Source organism: Acetobacter vaccinii (genome assembly GCF_008365315.1).
GTDB lineage: Bacteria > Pseudomonadota > Alphaproteobacteria > Acetobacterales > Acetobacteraceae > Acetobacter > Acetobacter vaccinii.
Genome location: NZ_CP043506.1, coordinates 670,001 through 692,002 on the forward strand (window position 1 = coordinate 670,001; position 22,002 = coordinate 692,002).

At 59.9% G+C, this 22,002-nt stretch carries 20 protein-coding genes (1 of these 20 running past the window's edge); 9 read left to right on the forward strand and 11 right to left on the reverse strand.

All coding sequences use genetic code 11. The features are described 5' to 3' along the window. The 6 genes from FLP30_RS02960 to truB form a co-directional block, all read right to left on the reverse strand. Positions 1 to 1,038 carry the 5' portion of an NAD(P)/FAD-dependent oxidoreductase gene (locus tag FLP30_RS02960; RefSeq protein ID WP_149278519.1) on the reverse strand. Its footprint begins 246 nt before the window's first position, so only the first 1,038 of its 1,284 coding nucleotides appear in the window; it begins with the start codon at positions 1,036 to 1,038; the stop codon falls past the left edge of the window. Positions 1,039 to 1,113: 75 nt separating this feature from the next. After that, the gene (locus FLP30_RS02965; RefSeq protein ID WP_149278520.1) at positions 1,114 to 2,616 is read right to left on the reverse strand and encodes an aldehyde dehydrogenase family protein; all 1,503 of its coding nucleotides are present in this window, start codon (positions 2,614 to 2,616) and stop codon (positions 1,114 to 1,116) included. Positions 2,617 to 3,080: 464 nt separating this feature from the next. Then, a complete protein-coding gene (locus FLP30_RS02970; RefSeq protein ID WP_149278521.1) occupies positions 3,081 to 4,499 on the reverse strand; it encodes an NAD(P)H-dependent flavin oxidoreductase in 1,419 nt (472 codons plus the stop codon). Between the two features lie 191 nt (positions 4,500 to 4,690). Beyond that, positions 4,691 to 6,841, reverse strand: a complete 2,151-nt coding sequence (gene pnp, locus FLP30_RS02975; RefSeq protein WP_149278522.1) for a polyribonucleotide nucleotidyltransferase — start codon at positions 6,839 to 6,841, stop codon at positions 4,691 to 4,693. A 316-nt stretch (positions 6,842 to 7,157) separates the two neighbouring features. Then, positions 7,158 to 7,427 carry a 30S ribosomal protein S15 gene (rpsO, locus tag FLP30_RS02980; RefSeq protein ID WP_149278523.1) on the reverse strand — a complete coding sequence of 90 codons (270 nt, stop codon included), beginning with the start codon at positions 7,425 to 7,427 and terminating at the stop codon, positions 7,158 to 7,160. 30 nt (positions 7,428 to 7,457) lie between these two features. After that, positions 7,458 to 8,372 carry a tRNA pseudouridine(55) synthase TruB gene (gene truB / locus FLP30_RS02985; protein WP_149278524.1) on the reverse strand — a complete coding sequence of 305 codons (915 nt, stop codon included), beginning with the start codon at positions 8,370 to 8,372 and terminating at the stop codon, positions 7,458 to 7,460. 248 nt (positions 8,373 to 8,620) lie between these two features. Here truB and FLP30_RS02990 point away from each other — a divergent pair, with 248 nt between their 5' ends. The 5 genes from FLP30_RS02990 (at position 8,621) to FLP30_RS03010 (ending at position 12,650) form a co-directional block, all read left to right on the forward strand. Next, positions 8,621 to 9,790, forward strand: coding sequence for an ABC transporter permease (locus tag FLP30_RS02990; RefSeq protein ID WP_149278525.1), 1,170 nt, complete (start codon positions 8,621 to 8,623; stop codon positions 9,788 to 9,790). A 5-nt stretch (positions 9,791 to 9,795) separates the two neighbouring features. Next, entirely contained in the window at positions 9,796 to 10,596 is an 801-nt protein-coding gene (locus tag FLP30_RS02995; RefSeq protein WP_149278526.1) for an ABC transporter ATP-binding protein, read from the forward strand. Between the two features lie 7 nt (positions 10,597 to 10,603). Beyond that, positions 10,604 to 11,560: an MlaD family protein gene (locus FLP30_RS03000; RefSeq protein WP_149278527.1), complete on the forward strand. Its 957-nt coding sequence runs from the start codon at positions 10,604 to 10,606 to the stop codon at positions 11,558 to 11,560. Then, positions 11,557 to 12,204 (forward strand): PqiC family protein, encoded by a 648-nt coding sequence (locus tag FLP30_RS03005; RefSeq protein WP_246856573.1) that lies wholly within the window; start codon positions 11,557 to 11,559, stop codon positions 12,202 to 12,204. Before FLP30_RS03000 ends, FLP30_RS03005 begins: the two co-directional genes overlap by 4 nt. A gap of 113 nt (positions 12,205 to 12,317) precedes the next feature. Next, positions 12,318 to 12,650 (forward strand): hypothetical protein, encoded by a 333-nt coding sequence (locus FLP30_RS03010; protein ID WP_149278528.1) that lies wholly within the window; start codon positions 12,318 to 12,320, stop codon positions 12,648 to 12,650. 272 nt (positions 12,651 to 12,922) lie between these two features. Here the strand turns inward: FLP30_RS03010 and FLP30_RS03015 are convergent, their stop codons facing one another. The 5 genes from FLP30_RS03015 to FLP30_RS03035 all read right to left on the reverse strand — a co-directional run bounded on the left by FLP30_RS03015 (position 12,923) and on the right by FLP30_RS03035 (position 17,705). After that, positions 12,923 to 13,705: a succinate dehydrogenase iron-sulfur subunit gene (locus FLP30_RS03015; protein WP_149278529.1), complete on the reverse strand. Its 783-nt coding sequence runs from the start codon at positions 13,703 to 13,705 to the stop codon at positions 12,923 to 12,925. A gap of 24 nt (positions 13,706 to 13,729) precedes the next feature. After that, complete coding sequence (gene sdhA, locus FLP30_RS03020) at positions 13,730 to 15,541, reverse strand: succinate dehydrogenase flavoprotein subunit (RefSeq protein WP_149280179.1); 1,812 nt, start codon at positions 15,539 to 15,541, stop codon at positions 13,730 to 13,732. 114 nt (positions 15,542 to 15,655) lie between these two features. After that, a complete protein-coding gene (gene sdhD, locus FLP30_RS03025; RefSeq protein WP_149278530.1) occupies positions 15,656 to 16,069 on the reverse strand; it encodes a succinate dehydrogenase, hydrophobic membrane anchor protein in 414 nt (137 codons plus the stop codon). Between the two features lies 1 nt (position 16,070). Continuing rightward, a complete protein-coding gene (gene sdhC / locus FLP30_RS03030; protein WP_149280180.1) occupies positions 16,071 to 16,544 on the reverse strand; it encodes a succinate dehydrogenase, cytochrome b556 subunit in 474 nt (157 codons plus the stop codon). Positions 16,545 to 16,682: 138 nt separating this feature from the next. Further along, a complete protein-coding gene (locus FLP30_RS03035) occupies positions 16,683 to 17,705 on the reverse strand; it encodes an aspartate-semialdehyde dehydrogenase (RefSeq protein WP_149278531.1) in 1,023 nt (340 codons plus the stop codon). Between the two features lie 329 nt (positions 17,706 to 18,034). On the opposite strand from FLP30_RS03035, the gene FLP30_RS03040 reads away from it, so the two are divergent. Genes FLP30_RS03040 through adhP form a run of 4 tightly spaced genes read left to right on the forward strand, consistent with a single transcriptional unit; the run spans position 18,035 to position 21,980 of the window. After that, positions 18,035 to 19,183 (forward strand): NAD(P) transhydrogenase subunit alpha, encoded by a 1,149-nt coding sequence (locus FLP30_RS03040; protein ID WP_149278532.1) that lies wholly within the window; start codon positions 18,035 to 18,037, stop codon positions 19,181 to 19,183. Beyond that, positions 19,183 to 19,521, forward strand: coding sequence for an NAD(P) transhydrogenase subunit alpha (locus FLP30_RS03045; RefSeq protein WP_149278533.1), 339 nt, complete (start codon positions 19,183 to 19,185; stop codon positions 19,519 to 19,521). The genes FLP30_RS03040 and FLP30_RS03045 overlap by 1 nt, the downstream gene beginning before the upstream one ends. Continuing rightward, on the forward strand, positions 19,511 to 20,926 hold the full coding sequence (locus FLP30_RS03050) for an NAD(P)(+) transhydrogenase (Re/Si-specific) subunit beta (protein ID WP_149278534.1): 1,416 nt from the start codon (positions 19,511 to 19,513) through the stop codon (positions 20,924 to 20,926). The genes FLP30_RS03045 and FLP30_RS03050 overlap by 11 nt, the downstream gene beginning before the upstream one ends. A gap of 25 nt (positions 20,927 to 20,951) precedes the next feature. Further along, the gene (gene adhP, locus FLP30_RS03055; protein WP_149278535.1) at positions 20,952 to 21,980 is read left to right on the forward strand and encodes an alcohol dehydrogenase AdhP; all 1,029 of its coding nucleotides are present in this window, start codon (positions 20,952 to 20,954) and stop codon (positions 21,978 to 21,980) included. The last annotated feature ends 22 nt before the right edge of the window (positions 21,981 to 22,002 follow it).

The window sequence follows — 22,002 nt, forward strand, 5'->3', positions numbered from 1 at the left end:
TTCCGTACCGTTGCGAATAAGGGCAGGCAGATGCCGGGCAAGGTGATGCGCCTGCTGGCGCGCCACCTGAGCCGTCGGCGGCAAAGGCTCATCGCGGATGAAGGAACAGTCGCCCATGGCGAAAATCCGCTCATCATCCACAGAGCGCAGGTTCGGCTGCACAATAATCTGCCCGGAGCGATTCAGGGACAGACCACCGAATTTCTGTGTAACTTCCGGTGCCTTGACCCCAGCCGCCCAGACCCGCAGCGTTGCGGGCACATGGGTGCCGTCCTTCAGGGTAAAGCCGGTTTCATCCGCGCCCGACACCATGGCCGATGTGCGGACATCAACATGAATATGCTCAAGCTGCTTCTTCGCGGCCTCTGAAACCTGCTCAGGGAAAGCAGGGAGAATGCGTGGACCAGCCTCAAGCAATGTGATCTTGAGTGTCGGGGGTTTGCTGTCAAAAGAATACAGGCGCACAAGATCAAGCGCCTTATGCAGCTCCGCAGCAAGCTGCGTGCCAGTCGCGCCCCCGCCAACAATGGCGATATCCAGTTCACTGTTCTGGGAATAGGCTTTCAGCAGTTCCATACGGAACTTGTCATAAAACCCGTTGGCTTCAACCAGATTGTCGATGAACAGGCAGTGCTCCGCCACACCAGGTGTGCCAAAGTCGTTGGCGCAGCTTCCTATGGCCAGAACCAGTGCATCATAATGCACGGTACGCCCTTCAAGCACGGCCGACCCTTCTGCGGATTGGAACGGCCCCAGAACAGCCTTTCTGTTCTGACGGTCGATGCTGATCACCTCACCGGGCCAGAAGTCAAAATTATACTGACTTGCCTGCGACATGAAGCTGATACGGTTGTTCTCATTCTGGACTGTGCCCGCCGCAAAGCAGTGCAGCATGGGTTTCCAGACATGCGAGAAGCTTTTGTCGATCAAGGTAATGCGCGCTTCGCCGCGTCGGCCAAGCGTTTTGCCCAAACGTGTTGCCAGAGCCAGCCCGGCGACACCGCCGCCCACTATAAGAATTTCTGATTTTGCCGCCATTGCTCTCAAGCACCCGTTTAGGAAACATTTAGAAGCGAAGATGGGGTGCCAGGCACCCCATCCGTTTCAAACAGCTCAGAAGAAACCGAGTTTCTTTTCGCTGTAGCTGACCAGGAGGTTCTTGGTCTGCTGGTAGTGTTCAAGCACCATCTTGTGGGTTTCACGCCCGATGCCCGACTTCTTGTAACCACCGAAGGCGGCATGAGCGGGGTAAGCATGGTAGCAGTTGACCCACACGCGGCCCGCTTCGAGCCCACGGCCCATACGGTAGCAGGTGTTGGCATCACGCGACCACACGCCCGAACCCAGACCGAAGGGGGTGTCGTTAGCAATTGCCAGTGCTTCTTCCTCAGTGCGGAAGGTCGTGACGGCAAGAACCGGCCCGAAGATTTCTTCCTGGAAGATACGCATCTTGTTGTTGCCGCGGAACACGGTCGGCTGGACGTAGCAGCCTTTGCTGTAGGCATCGCCCAGGTCGGGTTCGCCACCGCCGGTCAGCAGTTCTGCGCCTTCTTCCTTACCGATGCGGATGTAGTCGAGAATCTTCTGCTGGTGACCAACAGAGTTCTGCGCACCCATCATCGTGCTCAGGTCAAGCGGGTTGCCCTGCTTGATGGCCTTCACGCGCGGCAGAACGCGCTCGATGAAGCGGTCATAGATGGATTCGTGCACCAGTGCGCGGCTCGGGCAGGAGCAGATCTGGCCCTGGTTGAGCGCAAACATGGTGAAGCCTTCGATCGCCTTGTCCAGGTAATCGTCGTCTTTGTCCATGATGTCGGCAAAGAAGATGTTGGGGGACTTGCCACCCAGTTCCAGCGTAGCCGGGATCAGGTTTTCTGCCGCAGCGTGTGCGATCATCTTGCCGGTCGGGGTGGAGCCGGTGAAGGCAACCTTGGCAATACGTTCGCTGGTGGACAGAGCCGCACCAACGTCACGGCCCAGACCGTTGACAATGTTGAGCGTGCCAGCGGGGAACAGATCACCGATCAGTTCCATCAGCACCAGCATGCTGGCGGGGGTGGTTTCGGCGGGCTTCATGACCACGCAGTTACCAGCGACCAGAGCCGGAGCCAGCTTCCATGCGCCCATCAGCAGCGGGAAGTTCCACGGAATGATCTGCGCGACAACGCCCAGCGGTTCGTGGAAGTGGTAGGCGATGGTTGAGTCGGTAATTTCGCTCAGCGTGCCTTCCTGCGCGCGGATACAGCCAGCGAAATAACGGAAATGGTCGATCGCCAGCGGGATATCGGCGTTCAGCGTCTCGCGGATCGGCTTGCCGTTGTCCCAGGTTTCGGCACGAGCCAGCAGCTCAAGGTTGGCTTCCATCCGGTCTGCTACCTTGAGCAGAATGCCCGAACGTTCGGCAACGGAGGTATGAGCCCAGCCTTTGAAGGCCTTGTGCGCGGCATCGAGTGCCAGTTCGATATCTTCAGCCGTGGACTGCGGCACTTCGCACAGAACCCGCCCGTCAATCGGGGAGGTGTTTTCCATGTACGCACCCTTTACAGGCGCGATCCATTCTCCACCGATGTAGTTGCCATAACGCTTTTTGAAAGGAGGTTCTTGATTAACGGACACAGACTGGCTCCATCATCTGATTGGGGGCGCCCCCGCGCAAGAGAGGACACGACCGGACACACAACAAGCCCCGCATTCAGGACCATATTGTTCGCCTTTGCTGATATATAGTCCGCAGGCCCAACGCAATGCGTTGGAGGTCACATGATTGTGATATTTTGACACTGAGTGCCATTTTTTACAATGGGAGAGCACCGTCCGCGAACGGAGGAAATTTTTGGCCTTGCCTTGCCGCGATCGGCCAGAAATTGCCCTTCTTTCGCCATCGGCGCTGAATGTGGGGATAGTATTTCGACCCGGCGACCGAATGCAAGTGCAGCTTCACCCGCAGGGCAGACATACAGAAAGGGCGACCCAGCTTCCGCTGGATCGCCCTTTCCGCCATCACCACCACTGGCCTAACGGGCCGAGCAGCATGTTGGTTCCCACGCGGGAACCACTTTCTTGATTTTTGCAACCCGCACTCAGCGGCCAGTCATAATCCGCTCAACCAACTGGCCAACTGTAGGCACAAACCCATCGGCGTAGAACGGGTCTGTTGCAAAGCGCCAGGCATTGGTGCCGCCAAACATCAGATTGCTATCCACAATCTTGTCCTGATCCTCGCCACTGGCATGCGCCACGGTCTGGAGTGTTTTCTGAATGCAGAAAGAACGCGGGTCGGCCTTGTGGCCATTGGTATAGCCCGGCCCACGCTGGCTCCAGTTGGAAAACTGGCATTCAGACAGGCAGCCCATGCAGTCGGCCTGATCGGCCAGAATCTCGCGCGCCCGATCAGGAGTGACAAAAATCAGGGTCGAGTCGGGTGTCCGTAAGGCTTCGGTATAGCCCTGAGCCTCCCACTGCTGCACCCGCGGCACATCATCAGGGGCCAGAAACACCTCGCGCTTGCGCGGCCCGATACCGTAGGACGCGCTCAATGCACCCTCGACCTCGCTTGCAAACGGCACCTGCCGTTCGGACCGGCCTTTCAGCTCCTGCAAGAAGCCGTTATTGACCGCTGACGAATAGAAGCCGGTAGGCGAAAACTTGTTCAGATGCACATCGCCCTGCTTGAGGGTGCGCAAACGCTGCTTCCAGGCATCAGGAATAGGGCTTTCGCGTGTCAGCAGCGGACGGGTGCCGAACTGGAAAACAATCGGCCCGAGCTCGGGGTTGTCAATCCAGTCTTCCCACTCTTCCAACCACCAGACACCACCGGCCATAATGATCGGCACATCATTCAGACCAAACCCGCGCATGACCTGACGCAATGCCAGAACGCGAGGGTAAGGGTCTTCCGGGTTCAGCGGGTTTTCCGTGTTGGACAGGCCGTTATGTCCACCAGCCCGCCAGGGGTCCTCATACACCACGCCGCCGAGCAATTCTGGAGCTTTGTGAAAGGAACGCTTCCACAATGCATTGAACGCCCGGCCGGACGACACGATCGGGTAATAATGCACCCCAAACCGCACCGCGATTTCAGCAAGACGATACGGCATGCCCGCGCCACAGGTCAGGCCATGGATCAGCCCCGGCGCACCTTCCATGACACCGGTAATAACCCGTTCAGCCGCACCCATTTCCCACAGGATATTGGCATGGATACGACCACGACCACCCGCCATTTCATGAGCAATTCTGGCCTGGGCAATACCACCGCGCACGGCGTATTCAACCAGTTCTTCATGCCGTTCGCGGCGTGTGCGGCCCTTATACACCTGCGGCACCGGGTTGCCCTGCGCATCGTAGCTGTCGGCATTAACAATGGACACCGTACCAGCACCGCCAGCCGCAGCCCATGCCCCAGCCGATACACCGGTGGATACGGAAACCCCTTTGCCGCCTTCAACCAGCGGCAGGATTTCAGCCCCCCCCATGCGCAGCGTGTTGATCGCCTTCATCGTCGTCCTATTCGTCCTGCAACTACCGTGGTCAGAGCGTAGACAGGTATTTTGCGTTCCTGCCCGCGCAACCTGGAAAAAAACACCAAGACACCGACAGGGCAAACCTGTCGGTGGTCATGGATAGCACAAATACCAGCGCAACGGCCTGCCTGGATCTACCCGGCAGGCCCTCAGCCTCTCTGGCTGCTTTATTCAGCATCCCGGCGAGGCGCACGCGCAGGCTTTTCGCCAACGGTCTCGGTAATATCGGCACCGGTTGCCTGGTCAACCACCCGCATGGACAGCTTGACCTTGCCGCGGTCATCAAACCCGATCACCTTCACCTTAACGGTATCACCATCCTTCACGATATCGGTGGTGCGACCCACGCGACCCTGTGCCAGTTCGGAGATATGCACAAGGCCATCACGCGCGCCAAGGAAGTTCACAAACGCGCCGAAATCAGCGGTCTTGACCACCTTGCCGTCGTAAATACGGCCCAGTTCAGGCTCGGCCACAATCCCGTTGATGCGCTCCAGAGCTTTCTTGGTCTGCTCTTCAGCCGTGGAGGCAATGGTGATCGTGCCGTCATCACCGATATCAACCTTGGCGCCAGAGTATTCCACGATTTCGCGGATAACCTTGCCACCAGACCCGATGACATCACGGATCTTCTCGCGCGGCACTTTCATGGTGGTGATGCGCGGTGCCGTAGCGGAAACCGTGTTACGGGTTTCTGTCAGGGCACGGGCCATTTCACCCAGAATGTGCATGCGACCTTCGCGGGCCTGACCCAGAGCGATCTTCATGATTTCCGGTGTGATGGACGTAATCTTGATGTCCATCTGCAGCGCGGTCACACCTTCTTCCGTGCCCGCAACCTTGAAATCCATGTCGCCCAGGTGGTCTTCATCACCCAGGATGTCGGACAGGACGGCAAACTTCTCACCTTCCTTGATCAGACCCATGGCAATGCCAGCCACAGGGCGCTTAAGCGGCACGCCTGCGTCCATCAGCGCCAGAGAACCACCGCACACCGATGCCATGGAGGAAGAGCCGTTGCTTTCCGTGATCTCGGAAACAACACGCACCGTGTAGGGGAATTCCTTACGGTCGGGCATCAGCGGGTGGATGGCTCGCCATGCCAGCTTGCCATGCCCGACTTCACGACGACCGGGGGAACCAACACGCCCGCACTCACCCACAGAGTAGGGAGGGAAGTTGTAGTGCAGCAGGAAGTTGGTGCGGTATTCACCTTCAAGCGCGTCAATAACCTGCTCGTCCTGGGCGGTGCCAAGGGTGGTGACCACCAGAGCCTGGGTTTCGCCACGGGTGAACAGGGCAGACCCATGCACGCGGGGCAGCACGCCCACTTCCGGCACGATGGGGCGAACGGTGACCAGATCACGACCATCAATACGCTTGCTGGTCTTGAGGACGGAGGTCCGCACCACGTCGGCTTCCAGGTCCTTGATCATCGGCTTGGCAGCGGCGGCATCCAGTTCAGCAGCAACCAGCTTTTCAGTAATGGCTGTGCGGGCAGCGCCGAGCTTTTCGTAACGTGCCTGCTTCTGCTTTTCCTTGTAGGCGTCAGCAATCAGCTTGCGGCCGAGCTTGTCCACCTGCTTGCGCAGTGCCTGGGCTTCCTTGCTTTCCTGCGGCAGGGGCCAGGGTTCCTTGGCGGCGTGTTCAGCCAGGGAGATGATGGCATCAAGCACAGGCTGGAACCCGGCGTGACCGAAGGTCACAGCCTCCAGCATGATCTCTTCCGACAGTTCGGAGGCTTCGGATTCGACCATCAGTACGCCTTCGGCCGTCCCGGCCACGACGAGGTCAAGATCGCTTTCCTTCATCTGGTCCAGGGTCGGGTTCAGGATGAAAGCACCATCCTTGAAGCCAACGCGCGCAGCGCCAACCGGACCGAAGAAGGGAATACCCGACAGGGTCAGGGCAGCGGAGCAGCCGATGAGAGCCGCAATGCCAGGATCATTTTCCATATCGTGCGTCAGCACGGTGGCGATGACCTGCACCTCGTTGCGGAACCCTTCGGGGAACAGCGGGCGGATAGGACGGTCGATCAGCCGTGAAACCAGCGTCTCATTCTCGGACGGGCGGCCTTCACGCTTAAAGAAGCCACCGGGAATCTTGCCCGCAGCGTAGGCTTTTTCCTGATAGTTGACGGTCAGGGGGAAGAAGTCCTGCCCAGCCTTGACGTTGTGGTCACCCACAGCCGTACACAGCACCACGGTCTCACCATAGGTGACCATGACAGCGCCATCGGCCTGACGGGCAACCTTGCCGGTTTCCAGCACAAGCGTGCGGCCCGCCCATTCAATTTCTTTACGGTAATAATTAAACATTCTGTTTTCCAAGCCTCTGATACAAAAACGGTTCAGGGTCACGGAAACAGGCTGGGACAGCACCGGATGGCGGACAGCGCCTCGGACGGCATGGTGACTGGCGGCAAATACCACCCAGGCGCCATGTGGTCGGAAACGCCGTGGCCGGTCCGGAGCTTTCAATCCCGCATGCCTGACCTGTGACGCCGTGTCACCATAAGGGCATTGACCGGGTATGGCCAGCCCAATGCCTCATGCCGGTGCAATAGCCCGGCAAGCGTGCCCGCACAGACTGCCCCAACCCGTGGGTTATGGCAGGTCATGCGGGCAAAACCTGTTAGCGACGCAGGCCCAGACGTGCAATCAGCGCCTCGTAACGGGTCTGGCTCTTGCCACGCAGGTAGTCGAGCAGACTGCGACGACGGCCAACGAGGATGAGCAGACCACGGCGGGAATGGAAGTCCTTGGCGTGGGTCTTAAGATGTTCGGTCAGGTTGTTGATACGCTCGGTCAGGATCGCAACCTGCACTTCCGGCGAACCGGTGTCGGTCGGGGTGGTCTGGTATTCAGCGATCAGCGCCGTGCGGCGTTCTGCGGTAATCGACATCACATGTCTCCATTCAAACAAACATAAAAACTAGAGAATCCGTACAGGGCGCAGCCACCCGTCTTCCAGGCGGCCTATGCCCAATACGCGCTCCCCTTCCATGACCCGGACAGTGCCGCTGGCGTCTGTCTGTGGGATACGCCCCATCAGACCGACAAGGCCCAGTGGCCGCCCGTGGCACAGGGATGTAGCTTCTTCTTCAGTCAGGGCCAGCGCCGGGATGTCGGCCAGCGCGGTCCCGACCGGACAAAGAAGGTCCGGGGAAGCAGGGGCCTTGTCGTCGTTTGGGGCGAGTTTGTCCAGCATAATCGCATCGGACTCGGTAAAAGGCCCCACCCTGAGCCGCCGCAACGCGATAATATGCCCCAAGGCCCCACAGGCCAGCGCCACATCCCGCGCCAGAGCACGCATATAGACCCCTTTGCCGGACTCCACCTCGAACACGGCAGTATCCGCATCCAGCCGTTCGACCAGTTCAAAACGGTCCACCCTGGCCGGACGGGGGGGCAGTTCCGGCGGGCGGCCATCACGCGCCATATCATAAGCACGTTCCCCCGCGACTTTCAGTGCGGAGAACACGGGCGGTACCTGCATGATGTTGCCCGTCAGGGCGGGCAAGGCCGCACGGAGCTGGGCATCTGTCGGGCGGACGTCTGACTGGCCTGTCACGGCGCCATCGGCATCGTCACTATCGCGCGATTCCCCCAGCCTGAGGGTAAAGCGGTAAATCTTGGTGCCATCCATAACATAAGGCACTGTTTTAGTGGCCGTACCAAACGCCAGAGGCAGCAGGCCTGTAGCCAGCGGGTCCAGTGTGCCACCATGCCCGACCTTTTGCGCGTCAAACACACGGCGGGCATAGCCCACGACCTGGGTCGATGTCATACCGCTGGGCTTGTCTACAATAAGCCAGCCATCCAGCGGCCTGCCGCGTTTACGTCGCATGCGTCTCTCCCCCTACAGGGCGCAGCCCCGTGGTGTCATTCTTCCAAAGCGGTGCATCTAGCCGAGCCAACACGCCCCGGCAATGCCACGCCTGCCCGCAAGGCTGGCCTGCCCCTATGGTCTGCCTGTGTGCCAAAAGCGCACTAAACCGGACATTCCCATCCCCCGACCGCCCCCGGCAGCACTGAAGAAGCCCGATACGCACACTAGCCAGCACTGCCCCCTTGCCTTAGGGTTGCCTTAAAGCCATGCCTGAACCTACGCCCCCTCCCCCGCCCGGCCCGGCCACACAGGCCAGCGACACACCACAGTGGACCATCCATGACACCACGGATGGCCCCAGCCTGTGCGTACAAGGGGGCTGGACACTGGCCAACGGCGGCATGACACCCTTTGACACCAAGGCTCTGGCCAGCATACCCGCAGGCCAGACACTGACTGTCGATGCCTCTGGCCTTGGGGCATGGGATTCCGCTCTGGTCTCTTTTTTATGGAGCGCCAAGCAGGCAGCCAGCACCGCAGGACTGCATTTTGAAAACGGCAGCCTGCCAGCCCCGGCCCAGCGCCTTATGGCGCTGCTGCCCCCCACAGCTGCCACGCCTGCGCGCCATGCTGCCAGCCACGCCAATATTCTGGAAAAAACCGGCGACCTGACGCTGGATGCCCTGAACGAAGCAGGCACCCTGGCGCAGATGATGAGCGATGCCACGACGGGGGCCATGCGTGCGCTCCGGGGCCACGGCTTCATGCGCGGCAAGGACCTGTTGACCGACATCTGGAACGCTGGCCCCAGCGCCCTGCTAATTGTCGGGGTGGTCAACTTCCTGCTGGGGGCCATTCTGGCTTTTGTCGGGCTGGTAGAACTGCAACGCTTTTCTGCTGAAATTTATGTGACCGACCTTGTGGGCATTGCCTGCGCGCGTGAGATTTCGGCCATCATGACCGCCATTATCATGGCCGGTCGCACAGGTGGCGCTTATGCAGCGCGTATTTCCACCATGCAGGGCAATGAGGAAATTGATGCCCTGACGGTCTTTGGCATTCCCATCTCGGGCTATATCCTGCTGCCCTCCATTGTCTCGCTCTCGCTGATGATGCCGCTGCTCTATATCTACGGCACGCTCATTGGCATTCTGGGCGGGTTTGTGGTGGGCATGCTCATGATGGACGTGTCACCCGTCGGCTACTGGATTGCCACCTTTGACGGCGTTGCCTTCAAGGAATTCGTGTTCGGCTTCATCAAGTCGTATTTCTTCGCCATTTTCATTGCCGCTGCGGCCTGCCGTGTAGGCCTTAAAGCCGGGCGCAGCGCTGCCGACGTGGGTATTGCCGCCACACGTGCGGTCGTGATCGGCATTGTCGGCATCATCGCCATGGACGCGATCTTCGCCGTCGTGGCCAACGCACTGGGAGTCTGACCACCATGTGTGCAGCCCCCACCACAACCCCACAGGCAACGCAGCCGCTGATTGCCGTGCGGGACATGACCATCGCTTTCGGCCCGAAAGTGATCCAGCATAACGTCTCCTTCGACCTCAAACGCGGCTCCATCTTTGCCGTCATGGGTGGGTCGGGCTGCGGCAAAAGCACCCTGCTGAAAAGCATGATCGGCCTGCTGCGCCCCACCACAGGGCAAATCCTGGTGGAAGGGGAAGATTACTGGGCGCAGGATGATGCCCGGCGCACCGCCATCAACCATCGCTATGGGGTGCTTTTTCAAAGTGGCGCGTTGTGGAGCTCCATGACAGTGGGCGAAAACGTCGCCCTGCCGCTTGAAATGTTTACCAGCCTGCCGCCAGAAGTTGTGCGCAGGCTGGTTGAACTCAAGCTGGGCCTTGTCGGCATGGAACAGGCGATAGACCTGTTTCCGTCGGAAATTTCAGGCGGTATGCGCAAACGCGCAGGGCTTGCGCGCGCCATCGCCCTGGACCCCGACATCCTGTTTTTTGACGAACCCTCGGCCGGGTTGGACCCCATAACCTCCGCCCGGCTGGACGACCTGATCCTGACCCTGCGCGACGGGCTTGGTGCGACAATTGTTATTGTCAGCCACGAACTGCCCAGCCTGTTTGCCATCGCGGATGACGGCATTTTCCTTGATGCCGTGACCCATACCCCCATTGCCCATGGCTCCCCCACAGCCCTGCGCGATACCTGCACCATTCCGGAAGTGACGGCTTTCATGAACCGCGCCTCCTCCATTTCCGATACCGAAGAAGGCTGAGCGGCACATGTCACAAACCTCCAACCGCAAGACAATGCTCGGGGCGTTTGTAATCCTGGGCGGGTTGCTGGGCCTGTTCGTTATCATGGCCTTCGGTCACATGCAGATATTCACCCCCTCGCGCGAGGCGGCGGTTGTCTTCCAGAACTCCATCAGCGGGCTGTCCATCGGGGCACCGGTCAACTTCCGGGGCGTGAAGGTGGGCACGGTCAAAAGCATTACGCTGCGCTTTGATCCGGCAGACCACAAAGCCTACATCCCGGTGGTGCTGACACTCGACCCCGACCAGGTGCATGTCATCAAAGGGCCGTCCGGCGCGACGGATGTCAGCATTCAGGCTTTGATTGCCTATGGCCTGCGGGCGGAGCTGAACCTGCAAAGCTTTGTCACCGGCCAGTCCAACATTGAACTGAACTTTGACAAATCCGTCCCAGCCGTCTTGCACCCACGCATTACCAACCTGCCGGAAATTCCTGTGCAGTTGTCTGCGGTGGAGCAGTTGAAGAACACGCTGACACAGCTCCCCCTCAAGGAAATCGGGCAGCATGCCGACACAGCCCTGCTGTCCATTACCGCTGTCAGCGAGGACCTGCGCCAGCAGTTGCCCTCAATCATCGCCAGCATCAAAAGCACGTCTGACCATTCCACCGACGCTATGGCTGCTGCGACCGAGGCTATCCGCACCCTTCAGTCCAAGCTGACCATTACGCTGGACAAGATGAATACGCTGATGGAAACCGGCACCAACCAGCTTGATGCCCGCGGCAACGACCTGCATGCCACCCTGGCATCCGCCACCAAAACGCTGGATTCCCTGCAAAGCATTCTGTCCCCCCGCTCGATCGACCGGGCCAACCTGGACACGGCGCTGCGCGATATTGCCGCGACGGCTTCCGCCCTGCGTGGTTTTTCCAGCGATATCGAACATAACCCACAACTGCTGCTGATGGGACGCCGCCCATGATCCGCCTGCCTACTCCTGCCTCCCACCCTGCGGACCGTCGGGTCAGGCAGCGCTTTGCCGTCAGGATGGCCGGTGTCATGGCCGGGTGCCTGCTGCTGGCCGGGTGTGCCGGGCCGCCGCTGCGCCTGTACACACTGGGCATGCCATCGGACCGGGAGGCTCCACAGCCGCACCTGTCGCCCCGCGCGTCCACCATTGCCATAGGCCATGTTGTGGTGCCCGATTACCTGGACACACAGGATATTCTGGTGCGCAATGGAGAGGAAATTCACCGTAACCAGTCGTCACGCTGGGCGTCGCGCCTGTCCATCGGCATTACCAACCTTGTTACCAACGAGATCGCCAGCTTCCATCCATCAGAGCTGATTACCGACCAGCCTCTGGCCGATGCTGCCACCATGCAGATCCAGATCAACGTGTCCCGCTTTGACGTGGACTCTTCTGGTCAGGTCGTGCTGGAAGCCAACTGGTCCATTCTGCCAAGCGACCCCAACAAGCCGCTGATCCGCGACCGGGCGCAGATCCGGGATTTCGGGCCTGTGACCACCTCGGCAGATGTCGCGGCCCTTATGCGTGGGACTGTTATCAAGCTGGCTGACAAGATTAATGCCTCCCTGCCCTCCACGCTGACATCCGGGCATTAAGCTTACCGCTAGAGTTTATGACAAAATCATCTCATTGACCGAGGTCGCTTTCCTTTTCCCTTACGTTTTTTAGAATGCAGCCGCCCACCTGCATGCGCTGAGGGAGAAGGTCAGTGAGCGACACCGCCGAAACCAATCATCTTCTCAAAAAAATATACGCTTTGAAGTTTCTTGAATCTCAAGGAATAACCGTCAATTTTAACGAACTGGCGACAGAATATAACGCCGTTCTGCAGGCCATGGCGGAAGCCAAAAGCAAGCTGGCAAACTTTCAGGCCATGGAAAAGAAATGGACCCTGCAAGGCAACATGTCAGAATATGCCGGGGCCAAAGCGGAATGGCAGCAGAAACTTGAAAAGTCTTTTTCTATCAAAGAAAAATTTGAACGCGACCACAGGCTCTACCTGGACATTATCAAAGACATTCACGAAGCCCGCAAAAGCTGACAACGGACTAGCAGCCAGATAGCCCCCGCGACCTCCCCCCATTGAGGTAATGCCGTGTGGCTGGCCGTCAGGCGGGCCTTGTCCTGCCTGACACATCCCCCTCCCGGCAACTTGGGGTAAAGATGCTGCTGCTTCATCGGGCCACAATGGCAGACGCCACTATGTCGTGTTCCATGCCCCTGCAATGCCGCAGCATTCCATAACAAAAAAGCCCGGCATGGCGTTACGCCAGACCGGGCTTTTGTTCAGTCAGGCTGCACGCAGCCTGTCAGTCAGAGCTTACGCTCCAGCTGCAGTTCCTTGATCCGGCCGATCGCCTTGGCCGGGTTCAAACCCTTGGGACAGGTCTGGGTGCAGTTCATGATCGTGCGGCAGGCGTACAGCTTGAAAGTATCTTCAAGCGCATCAAGCCGCTCACCCGTATGTTCGTCACGGCTGTCTGCAATCCAGCGATAAGCTGCCAGCAGCACGGCCGGGCCGAGGTAACGGTCACCATTCCACCAGTAGGACGGGCAGGACGTGGTGCAGCAGAAGCACAGAATGCACTCCCACATACCATCCAGCTTGCCGCGCTCTTCAATACTCTGGCGGCGCTCACCATCGGGTGGTGGGGCGCTGTCGGCCTGCATCCAGGGCTGGATGGAACGCAACTGGGCGTAGGCACCATCCAGATTGGACACAAGGTCCTTCACGATCGGCATATGGGGAAGCGGATAAATCCGCACATCGCCCTTGATGTCCTTGATCGGCTTGAGGCAGGCCAGCGTGTTTTCGCCATCAATGTTCATGGCGCACGACCCGCAAATACCCTCGCGGCAGGAACGCCGGAAAGTCAGGGTCGGGTCCACCTCGTTCTTGATGTGGATAATGGCGTCAAGCACCATTGGCCCGATGGTATCAAGGTCCAGTTCGTAGGAATCGATGACAGGGTTTTTGCCATCTTCCGGAGACCAGCGATAAATCCGGAATGTCCGGACGTTCTTCGCACCCGCCGGGGCAGGAACAGTCTTACCTGTCCCGATGGTGCTGTTGCGTGGCAGTCTGAGTTCGACCATTTTCGCCTCCCTTTGCCCGGCAGATCAGTAAACGCGCTTTTTGGGCGGGAAGACCTCGACCTCATCGGTCAGGGTCTTCATGTGCACCGGACGGTAGGTCAGCTTCACGCCGCCTTTGTCATCCAGCCAGGATACGGAGTGTTTGAGCCATTCGTGGTCGTCACGATCGGGGTAGTCGTCACGCGCGTGGGCGCCACGGCTTTCATGGCGGGCCAGCCCGCTTTCCAGCGTGACCGTGGCGTTGGCCAGAAGGTTCTCAAACTCCAGAGCTTCCATCAGGTCGCTGTTCCAGATCAGCGACGTGTCGGAAACGGCGATATCACCAAGGCCGCCCCAGATCTCACGGATCTTATCAACGCCTTCCTGCAGGCTTTCCTGCGTACGGAAAACCGCCGCATGGGTCTGCATGTCGCGCTGCAGGCGGTCACGCATGGCGGACACCTTGGTGCCACCCTTGGCGTAACGCAGCTTGTCCAGACGATCGAGCGCCATTTCCCCCGCCCCTGCGGGCAGCGGACGCACGAAGTCGGACGGCTTGACCACTTCTGCCGCACGGCGGGACGCAGCACGACCAAACACGATAAGATCAAGCAGCGAGTTGGTGCCAAGGCGGTTAGCCCCATGCACGGACACGCAGGCGGCCTCGCCCACGGCCATCAGGCCCGGCACAACAGCATCGGGGTTGTCAGCCGTGGGGCGCACAACCTCACCATGGATATTGGTCGGGATACCGCCCATGTTGTAATGCACGGTCGGCAGAACCGGCACAGGTTCCTTCGTCACATCAACGCCTGCGAAAATGCGGGATGTTTCGATAATACCCGGCAGGCGCTGGTGCAGCAGGTCGGAGCCCAGATGCTCAAGGTGCATCATGATGTGGTCTTTCTTGGGACCACAGCCACGGCCTTCCTTGATCTCGATCGTCATGGCACGAGAGACCACATCGCGCGAGGCAAGATCCTTCGCCGTCGGCGCGTAACGCTCCATAAAGCGCTCACCTTCCGAGTTGGTCAGATACGCGCCTTCACCACGGCAGCCCTCTGTCAGCAGACAGCCAGCGGGGTAGATGCCGGTGGGGTGGAACTGCACGAACTCCATGTCCTGCGTAGGCAGGCCCGCACGCATGACCATGCCGTTGCCGTCACCCGTGCAGGTGTGGGCCGAGGTGCAGGACTGGTACGCACGGCCGTAACCGCCGGTGGCCAGCACGACCATCTTGGCATTGAAGCGATGGATGGTGCCGTCGTCCTGACACCAGGCCACAACGCCACGGCAGGCCCCTTCATCATCCATAATCAGGTCAATGCCGAAGTATTCGACAAAAAATTCCACATTATGCTTCAGGCACTGCTGATACAGCGTGTGCAGGATGGCGTGGCCCGTACGGTCGGCAGCGGCGCAGGCGCGGGGCACAGGGGCCTTGCCGTAGTCGCTCATATGCCCACCAAACGGACGCTGATAGATGCGGCCATCTTCCGTGCGGGAGAACGGCACACCAAAATGTTCCAGTTCCTGCACGGCGGGCACGGCCTCGCGGCACATAAACTCAATGGCATCCTGGTCACCCAGCCAGTCCGACCCCTTGACGGTGTCGTACATGTGCCAGCGCCAGTTATCTTCCGCCATGTTACCAAGTGAGGCCCCGATACCCCCCTGGGCAGCCACGGTATGGCTACGGGTCGGGAAAACCTTGGTCACGCAGGCGGTTTTAAGCCCTGCGGCCCCCATGCCCAGCGTAGCGCGCAGGCCCGAACCACCCGCACCCACAACCACCACGTCATAAGCGTGGTCAACAATCCTGTAAGCTCCCCTTGAAGGAGAGGAATTGGCATTCATCGTGACGGCGCTCCCAATATGCGTTCGGCCTGTCAGTCGTTCATGGTCATGCCGCCGGGTATCCGACCTGTCCACCGGCGGCCCATCATTCTCAATAGTGTGGCAAAGGCCCGCTTATTTCGCAGAGCTACCTGACGCCACCAGCCTGATCACGGCAAAAACCCCCAGAAGACCCAGGAGAGACGTGCCGATCTTGACCAAAAGCCGCGCGGGCAGATGTGCCTTGCCGTGCACGTAGTCATCCACGATCACCTGCAGGCCAACCTGCGCGTGGTAGAAGGTGGTAATGATCAGTGCGGCCAGCATGGTGGCGTTCACGGGCTTGCCGCCCCACTTCACCACTTCTGCGTGGTCTGCGCCGCCCAGGCGGAACATCTGCACCACAAACCAGCTGGACAACGGCAGCAGGGTTGCGGCGGATGCGCGCTCGGCCCACCAGTGGCCCACGCCGGAATGCCCAGCACCCAGCCCGCGTGCGCGCCCAAGCTGGGAACGCATGACCTCGATATGCGGAGTGTTCGCGTTCATTTCAGCCTACCTTCCCTGCTCTGGCCCGGCTGCGACGACGGCAGCCGCTAACACACAGCAGTGCGAGGGCAAGCACGGTGCTCACCCCTGCTGTCACGCCGACGGCAACGGGGCCGTCCTCATTGATTTCTTTTTTGTCAAAACGGTAACCGCTGTCCCAGATCAGGTGGCGGATGCCGCCGACCGTGTGGTACACAACGGATGCCAGCCAACCCACCAGCACAAGCTGGCCCAGGGGATTACCCGTGACCTTGCGTGCCGTAGCATAAGCCTTTGGCCCCTTGGCCGCTGCACCAAGCCAAAAAACGCCCAGTGTCGCGCCCGCCGTGGCAATAACGCCCGTAATACGGTTTGTGATCGAAAGAACCATGGAAAGCCGATAACGGTAGACCTGCAAATGCGGCGACATAGGCCGCTGCACCAGTGTGCCGTCACTTCGACTCCCCACGTAAAGAGCCTTACGGATATCCTGCATTGTCAGCCTCGTACCCCGTCTGTGTTCCGCCACCGCAATGGCGCCAGCGGACCTGTGCATCGCTTTGTCCTACGCCCCGCCACTCCGGCCGGTCAATTCAGGCTATCAACACGAGACCGAGAGGGGCGGGATTCTCACTCAGGCGTGTGCACGCAGGAGATCGAGCGCAATCATTGTTTCGGCAATCTGCACTGCGTTAAGTGCCGCGCCTTTCCTCAGGTTGTCCGACACGCACCAGAAGGCCAGACCATGGGGCACGGTAGGATCGACACGAAGGCGTGACACATAGCTTGCGTCCTCACCCACGCATTCAATCGGTGTCACGTAGCCACCGTCTTCACGCTGGTCCAGCAGGACTACCCCCTCCGCACCGCGCAGGGCCTCACGCGCACGCTCAAGGTCCACTGGCTCGGCAAATTCGGCCACAACCGCTTCCGAATGACCGATAAACACCGGAACACGCACACAGGTTGCCAGCACTTCCACATCGGGGTCGAGAATCTTGCGGGTCTCGACTCGCATCTTCCACTCTTCCTTGGTCGCGCCGTCTTCCATGAAGCGGTCGATCTGGGGAATGCAGTTAAAGGCGATCTGCTTCTGGAACTGTTCCACCTTGGGCGGATCATTCACAAAGCTGCCACGGGTCTGGGCAAACAGTTCGTCCATCCCATCCTTCCCCGCGCCGGAGACAGCCTGGTACGTGGACACCACCACCCGCTTGAGGGTGAACAGGTCGTGCAGGGGCTTGAGCGCCACCACCATCTGAATGGTCGAGCAGTTCGGGTTGGCAATGATGTTGCGCTTGATCTGCTTCAGCGCATCCGGGTTCACCTCTGGCACCACCAGCGGCACATCGGGGTCCATCCGGAACTGGGAGGTATTGTCGATGACAACACAGCCCGCCTTGGCCGCGATGGGGGCATATTTGGCGGAAACCGATGCTCCGGGGGAAAACAGTGCGACATCCCAGCCGGTGAAATCAAAGGTTTCGAGGTTTTCAACCTTCACAACCTTGTTGCCGAACGACACCTCACGCCCGGCAGAGCGGGGCGAGGCCAACGCGGCAATAGCGTCCACCGGAAATTCCCGTTCGGCCAGGGTTTTGAGAATTTCACGCCCTACGGCACCCGTCGCACCAACAACAGCAACCCGATAACCCATGATCCACCTTCTTCCCTGTCTTCTTCCTGTACAGTCTGAATGCGTGCGTTCCTGGCAACCGCGACATACGCGCTTCCGGCACGGGCAACAGCATGGCGGCAGACCCTAGACCATTCGCCCCACAAAGGGAATTGCCCACTCCACACCCGCCCGCCCCCTGCACAGGCCGAAACGAAATCGTTTTTTCAGTGTGGTTATTTTGATGCATATCAATGCGGCCCACGCGGGAAAAACGCTCTCATACCAGCCTTGGGGCAGGGAGACGCATCTCGCACACGCTCCGCGAGACATCGCGCCAGACCGACCTGACAGAACGGACTGGAAAAAACGTGACCGTTACAATCGCCATCCTTAAGGAAACGCAGCCCGACGAAAAACGGGTTGCCATGATCCCGGCGGTGGCGCAGCGCCTGGCCCACCTTGGTGCCACCCTTGCGGTGGAACAGGGCGCAGGCCAGGCCGCCACCTACCCCGATGCCACCTATACACAGGCGGGGGTCAGCCTGGTGGCCGACCGGACCAGCCTTGTTGCCCAGGCCGATATCGTGCTGGCCGTGCAGCCCCCTCCGCTGGAGGTGGTGCAGGCCATGAAGCCGGGCAGCCTGCTGGTGTCATTCCTCTACGCTACCAGCCAGCCCGACCTGGTCCGTGCCCTACGTGACCAGCGCGTGACCACCTTTGCCATGGAGATGATACCGCGTATCAGCCGCGCCCAGGCCATGGATGCCCTGTCCAGTCAGGCGGCCCTTGCGGGGTATTATGCCCCTCTGCTGGGCTGTGTACATATGCAGAAAATCCTGCCCATGATGACAACCGCCGTCGGGTCCCTCCGCGCGGCGCATGTGCTTGTCATGGGGCTTGGGGTTGCCGGGCTACAGGCACTGGCCACAGCACACCGGCTGGGGGCCATTTGCGAAGGCTACGACGTACGCCCCGAAACACGGGAGGAAGCAGCCTCCGTCGGGGCAAAGTTCGTGGACACCGGCGTGGATGCCCGCGGCGCTGGCGGCTATGCGCGGGAACTGACGGCGGAGGAAAAAGCCAAGGTCCGCACCGTTCTCAGCCAGCATATCGCCCAGGCGGATATGATCATCACCACCGCCTCCGTCCCCGGTCGGCGCGCCCCACGCCTGATTGATGCCCAGCAACTGGCGGGCATGAAGGAAGGGTCCGTGGTGGTGGACATGGGCGCACCCAACGGCGGCAACTGTGAAGGCACCAAGGCGGGAGAGATCGTCCGGGTTGGCCCCGTCACCCTTGTCGGCCCCACCAACCTGCCCTCCTGCCTGGCCGCACAGGCCAGCGAACTTTACGCCAAGAACATCCTCAACCTGTTGCAGCAGGTGCTGCATGACGGGGTGCTCAAACCCGACTTTACAGACGATGTCATTGCCGGGACCACCCTGACCCATGACGGCACCATTACCAACCCCGCCATCCGGCAGGCCCTTGAGCCTGCACCTGCGGAGAAAGCCTGATGGAATCCGCAACATCCATGACCCTTCTGGTCGCGCTTTATATTTTCATGCTGGCGGCCTTTACCGGCTACGTGGTGATCAGCCGCGTACCCTCCATCCTGCATACCCCACTGATGTCGGGGTCCAACTTTATCCACGGCATTGTGGTCGTGGGCGCGCTGGATGCGCTGTTTAACGCCACAACCCCGCTGGAACAGGCCATCGGTTTTGTGGGGGTCTTTCTGGGGGCTGGCAATGTCATGGGCGGTTATGTGGTGACAGACCGCATGCTGGCCATGTTCCGCCCCAGCCAGAAACCCGCAGCCCCAACACAGGAGCCCCCCCAACATGGTCAGTGAATACTGTACGGGCCTGGGTGGCATTGTTGCGGCCGGGCTGTTTATTTATGGCCTCAAGGCCATGTCCTCCCCCGTTACGGCGGTCTCGGGCATTGTTGCCGCTGGGTACGGCATGCTGTGCGTGGTGGTGCTGACCTTCCTCAACCTTTTCCATACCACGCCGGAAGCCCAGGCCCACCTGCCCGCCAACATTGCCCTGGCCCTGCTGGCTCTGGCGCTGGGCTGCGCCTGGGCTGGATGGCGGGGCCGCACCGTGCAGATGACCGCCATGCCGCAGATGGTGGCCATCTTCAACGGTATGGGGGGCGGGTCCGCCGCCTGCCTTGCCGCCGTAGCCTTACTGGGTGGTCGGGCGGCCTCCCCCCTGCATCTGGGAGTGACCATGATCGGGGCGCTGATCGGGTGTATCTCCCTCTCCGGCTCCCTCATCGCCTGGGCCAAGCTGGATGGCCGCCTGAACAAGCCACTACGCTTTGGCGGGCAGCGCGTGTTCAATGCCGGGTTGTTCTTGGTGACCCTCGCCCTCGGGACTTTGGCAGTGCTGCAATACGGCACCCCGCTGGCAGGTGCCCCCAGCACCCTGTTCTTTCTGGCTGCCCTTCTGTTTGGTGTGTGCATGACACTGCCCATTGGCGGTGCAGACATGCCGGTCGTGATTTCGCTCTACAATGCCTTTACCGGTCTGGCCGTGGGGCTTGAAGGGTATGTCATGGACAACCCCGCGCTGATGATTGCGGGCATGGTTGTGGGCTCGGCAGGTGCATTACTGACCGCCCTGATGGCCAAAGCCATGAACCGGTCATTGACCAACGTACTGTTCAGCAACTTTGGGGACATCTCGGCCACGGCTGATGGCCCCCAAGGCACCATGAAGTCGGCCGAGGCATCGGACGCGGCCACCAACATGCGGTATGCCGCCAGTGTCATTATTGTGCCCGGCTACGGCCTGGCTGTGGCGCAGGCACAGCAGAAGCTCTATGAATTTGTGAAAATTCTTGTTGCCGCAGGTGTGGATGTCAAATTTGCAATCCACCCCGTTGCAGGACGCATGCCCGGCCACATGAACGTGCTGCTGGCCGAGGCCGGTGTTCCCTATGACATGATTTACGACATGGACGACATCAACGACAGCTTTGCCAGCACCGATGTCGCCCTGATTATCGGCGCCAATGACGTGGTGAACCCGCAGGCCCTGACCGACAAGACCTCCCCCATTTACGGAATGCCAATCCTGAACGCGTACAAGGCCCGTCAGGTGTTTGTCATCAAGCGTGGGGCGGGGACAGGGTACGCCGGGGTGCAGAACCCGCTTTTCTTTGAAGAAAACTGCACCATGGTTTTTGGCGACGCCCAGGCCGTTCTGTCCAAAATGGTTGAAGCCGCCAAGGCGCTGGCAACAGCATAATATACGCTCGAAAGGTTCAAGACCCATGTCAGGCACTATGAAAGCCGCCGTTGTCCACGAATTCGGCAAACCGCTGAGCTTGGAAGAGCTGGCCATTCCCACCATTAACGACACACAGGTGCTGGTACGCATGATTGCCTGCGGTGTCTGCCACACCGACCTGCACGCCGCCCGGGGGGACTGGCCGCAAAAACCCACCCTGCCCTTTATTCCCGGCCACGAGGGCGTCGGCACCGTGGTGCAGGTTGGCCGGGAGGTAAGCTGGGTCAAGGTCGGGGATGTTGTCGGTATTCCCTGGCTACATTCAGCCTGTGGCCACTGTCCGCACTGCCTGGGCGGGTGGGAAACCCTGTGCCCGCAGCAGGAAACATCAGGCTATTCCGTCAACGGCTGCTTTGCCGAATACACTGTGGCCGACCCCAACTATGTTGCCCATATTCCCGCCGGGGTAGACCCGATTGCCGTCGCCCCCGTGCTCTGCGCCGGGCTGACAGTCTATAAGGGCCTGAAAATGACCGACGCCCGACCAGGCGACTGGGTTGCCATTTCGGGGGTTGGTGGCCTGGGGCAGATGGCCGTGCAATACGCCATTGCCATGGGCATGAATGTGATTGCCGTTGATGTCAGCGATGAAAAACTGGCCACAGCCAAACGGCTCGGTGCAACGCATACCGTCAACGCCCTCACGACTGACCCCGCTGCCTATATCCAGAAGGAAGTGGGGGGCGCTCACGCCGGTTTGATCACCGCCGTTTCGACCTCCGCTTTCGAGCAGGCCATGGGGTATATCCGCGCAGGCGGCACGCTTGTGCTCAATGGGCTGCCCCCAGGTGATTTCCCCATATCTATCTTCGATATGGTGATGAATGCCATCACTATCCGCGGCTCCATTGTCGGCACCCGACTGGACATGATCGAGGCTCTTTCCTTCTTCGCGGAAGGCAAGGTTACCTCTGTCACGCAGACCGATACTCTCGAAAACATCAATCACATCTTCGAGAAACTCGAAAAAGGCACTGTCGAAGGGCGTATTGTCCTCGACTTCAGGAACTGAAGAACGCCCTACGGCATCTGAA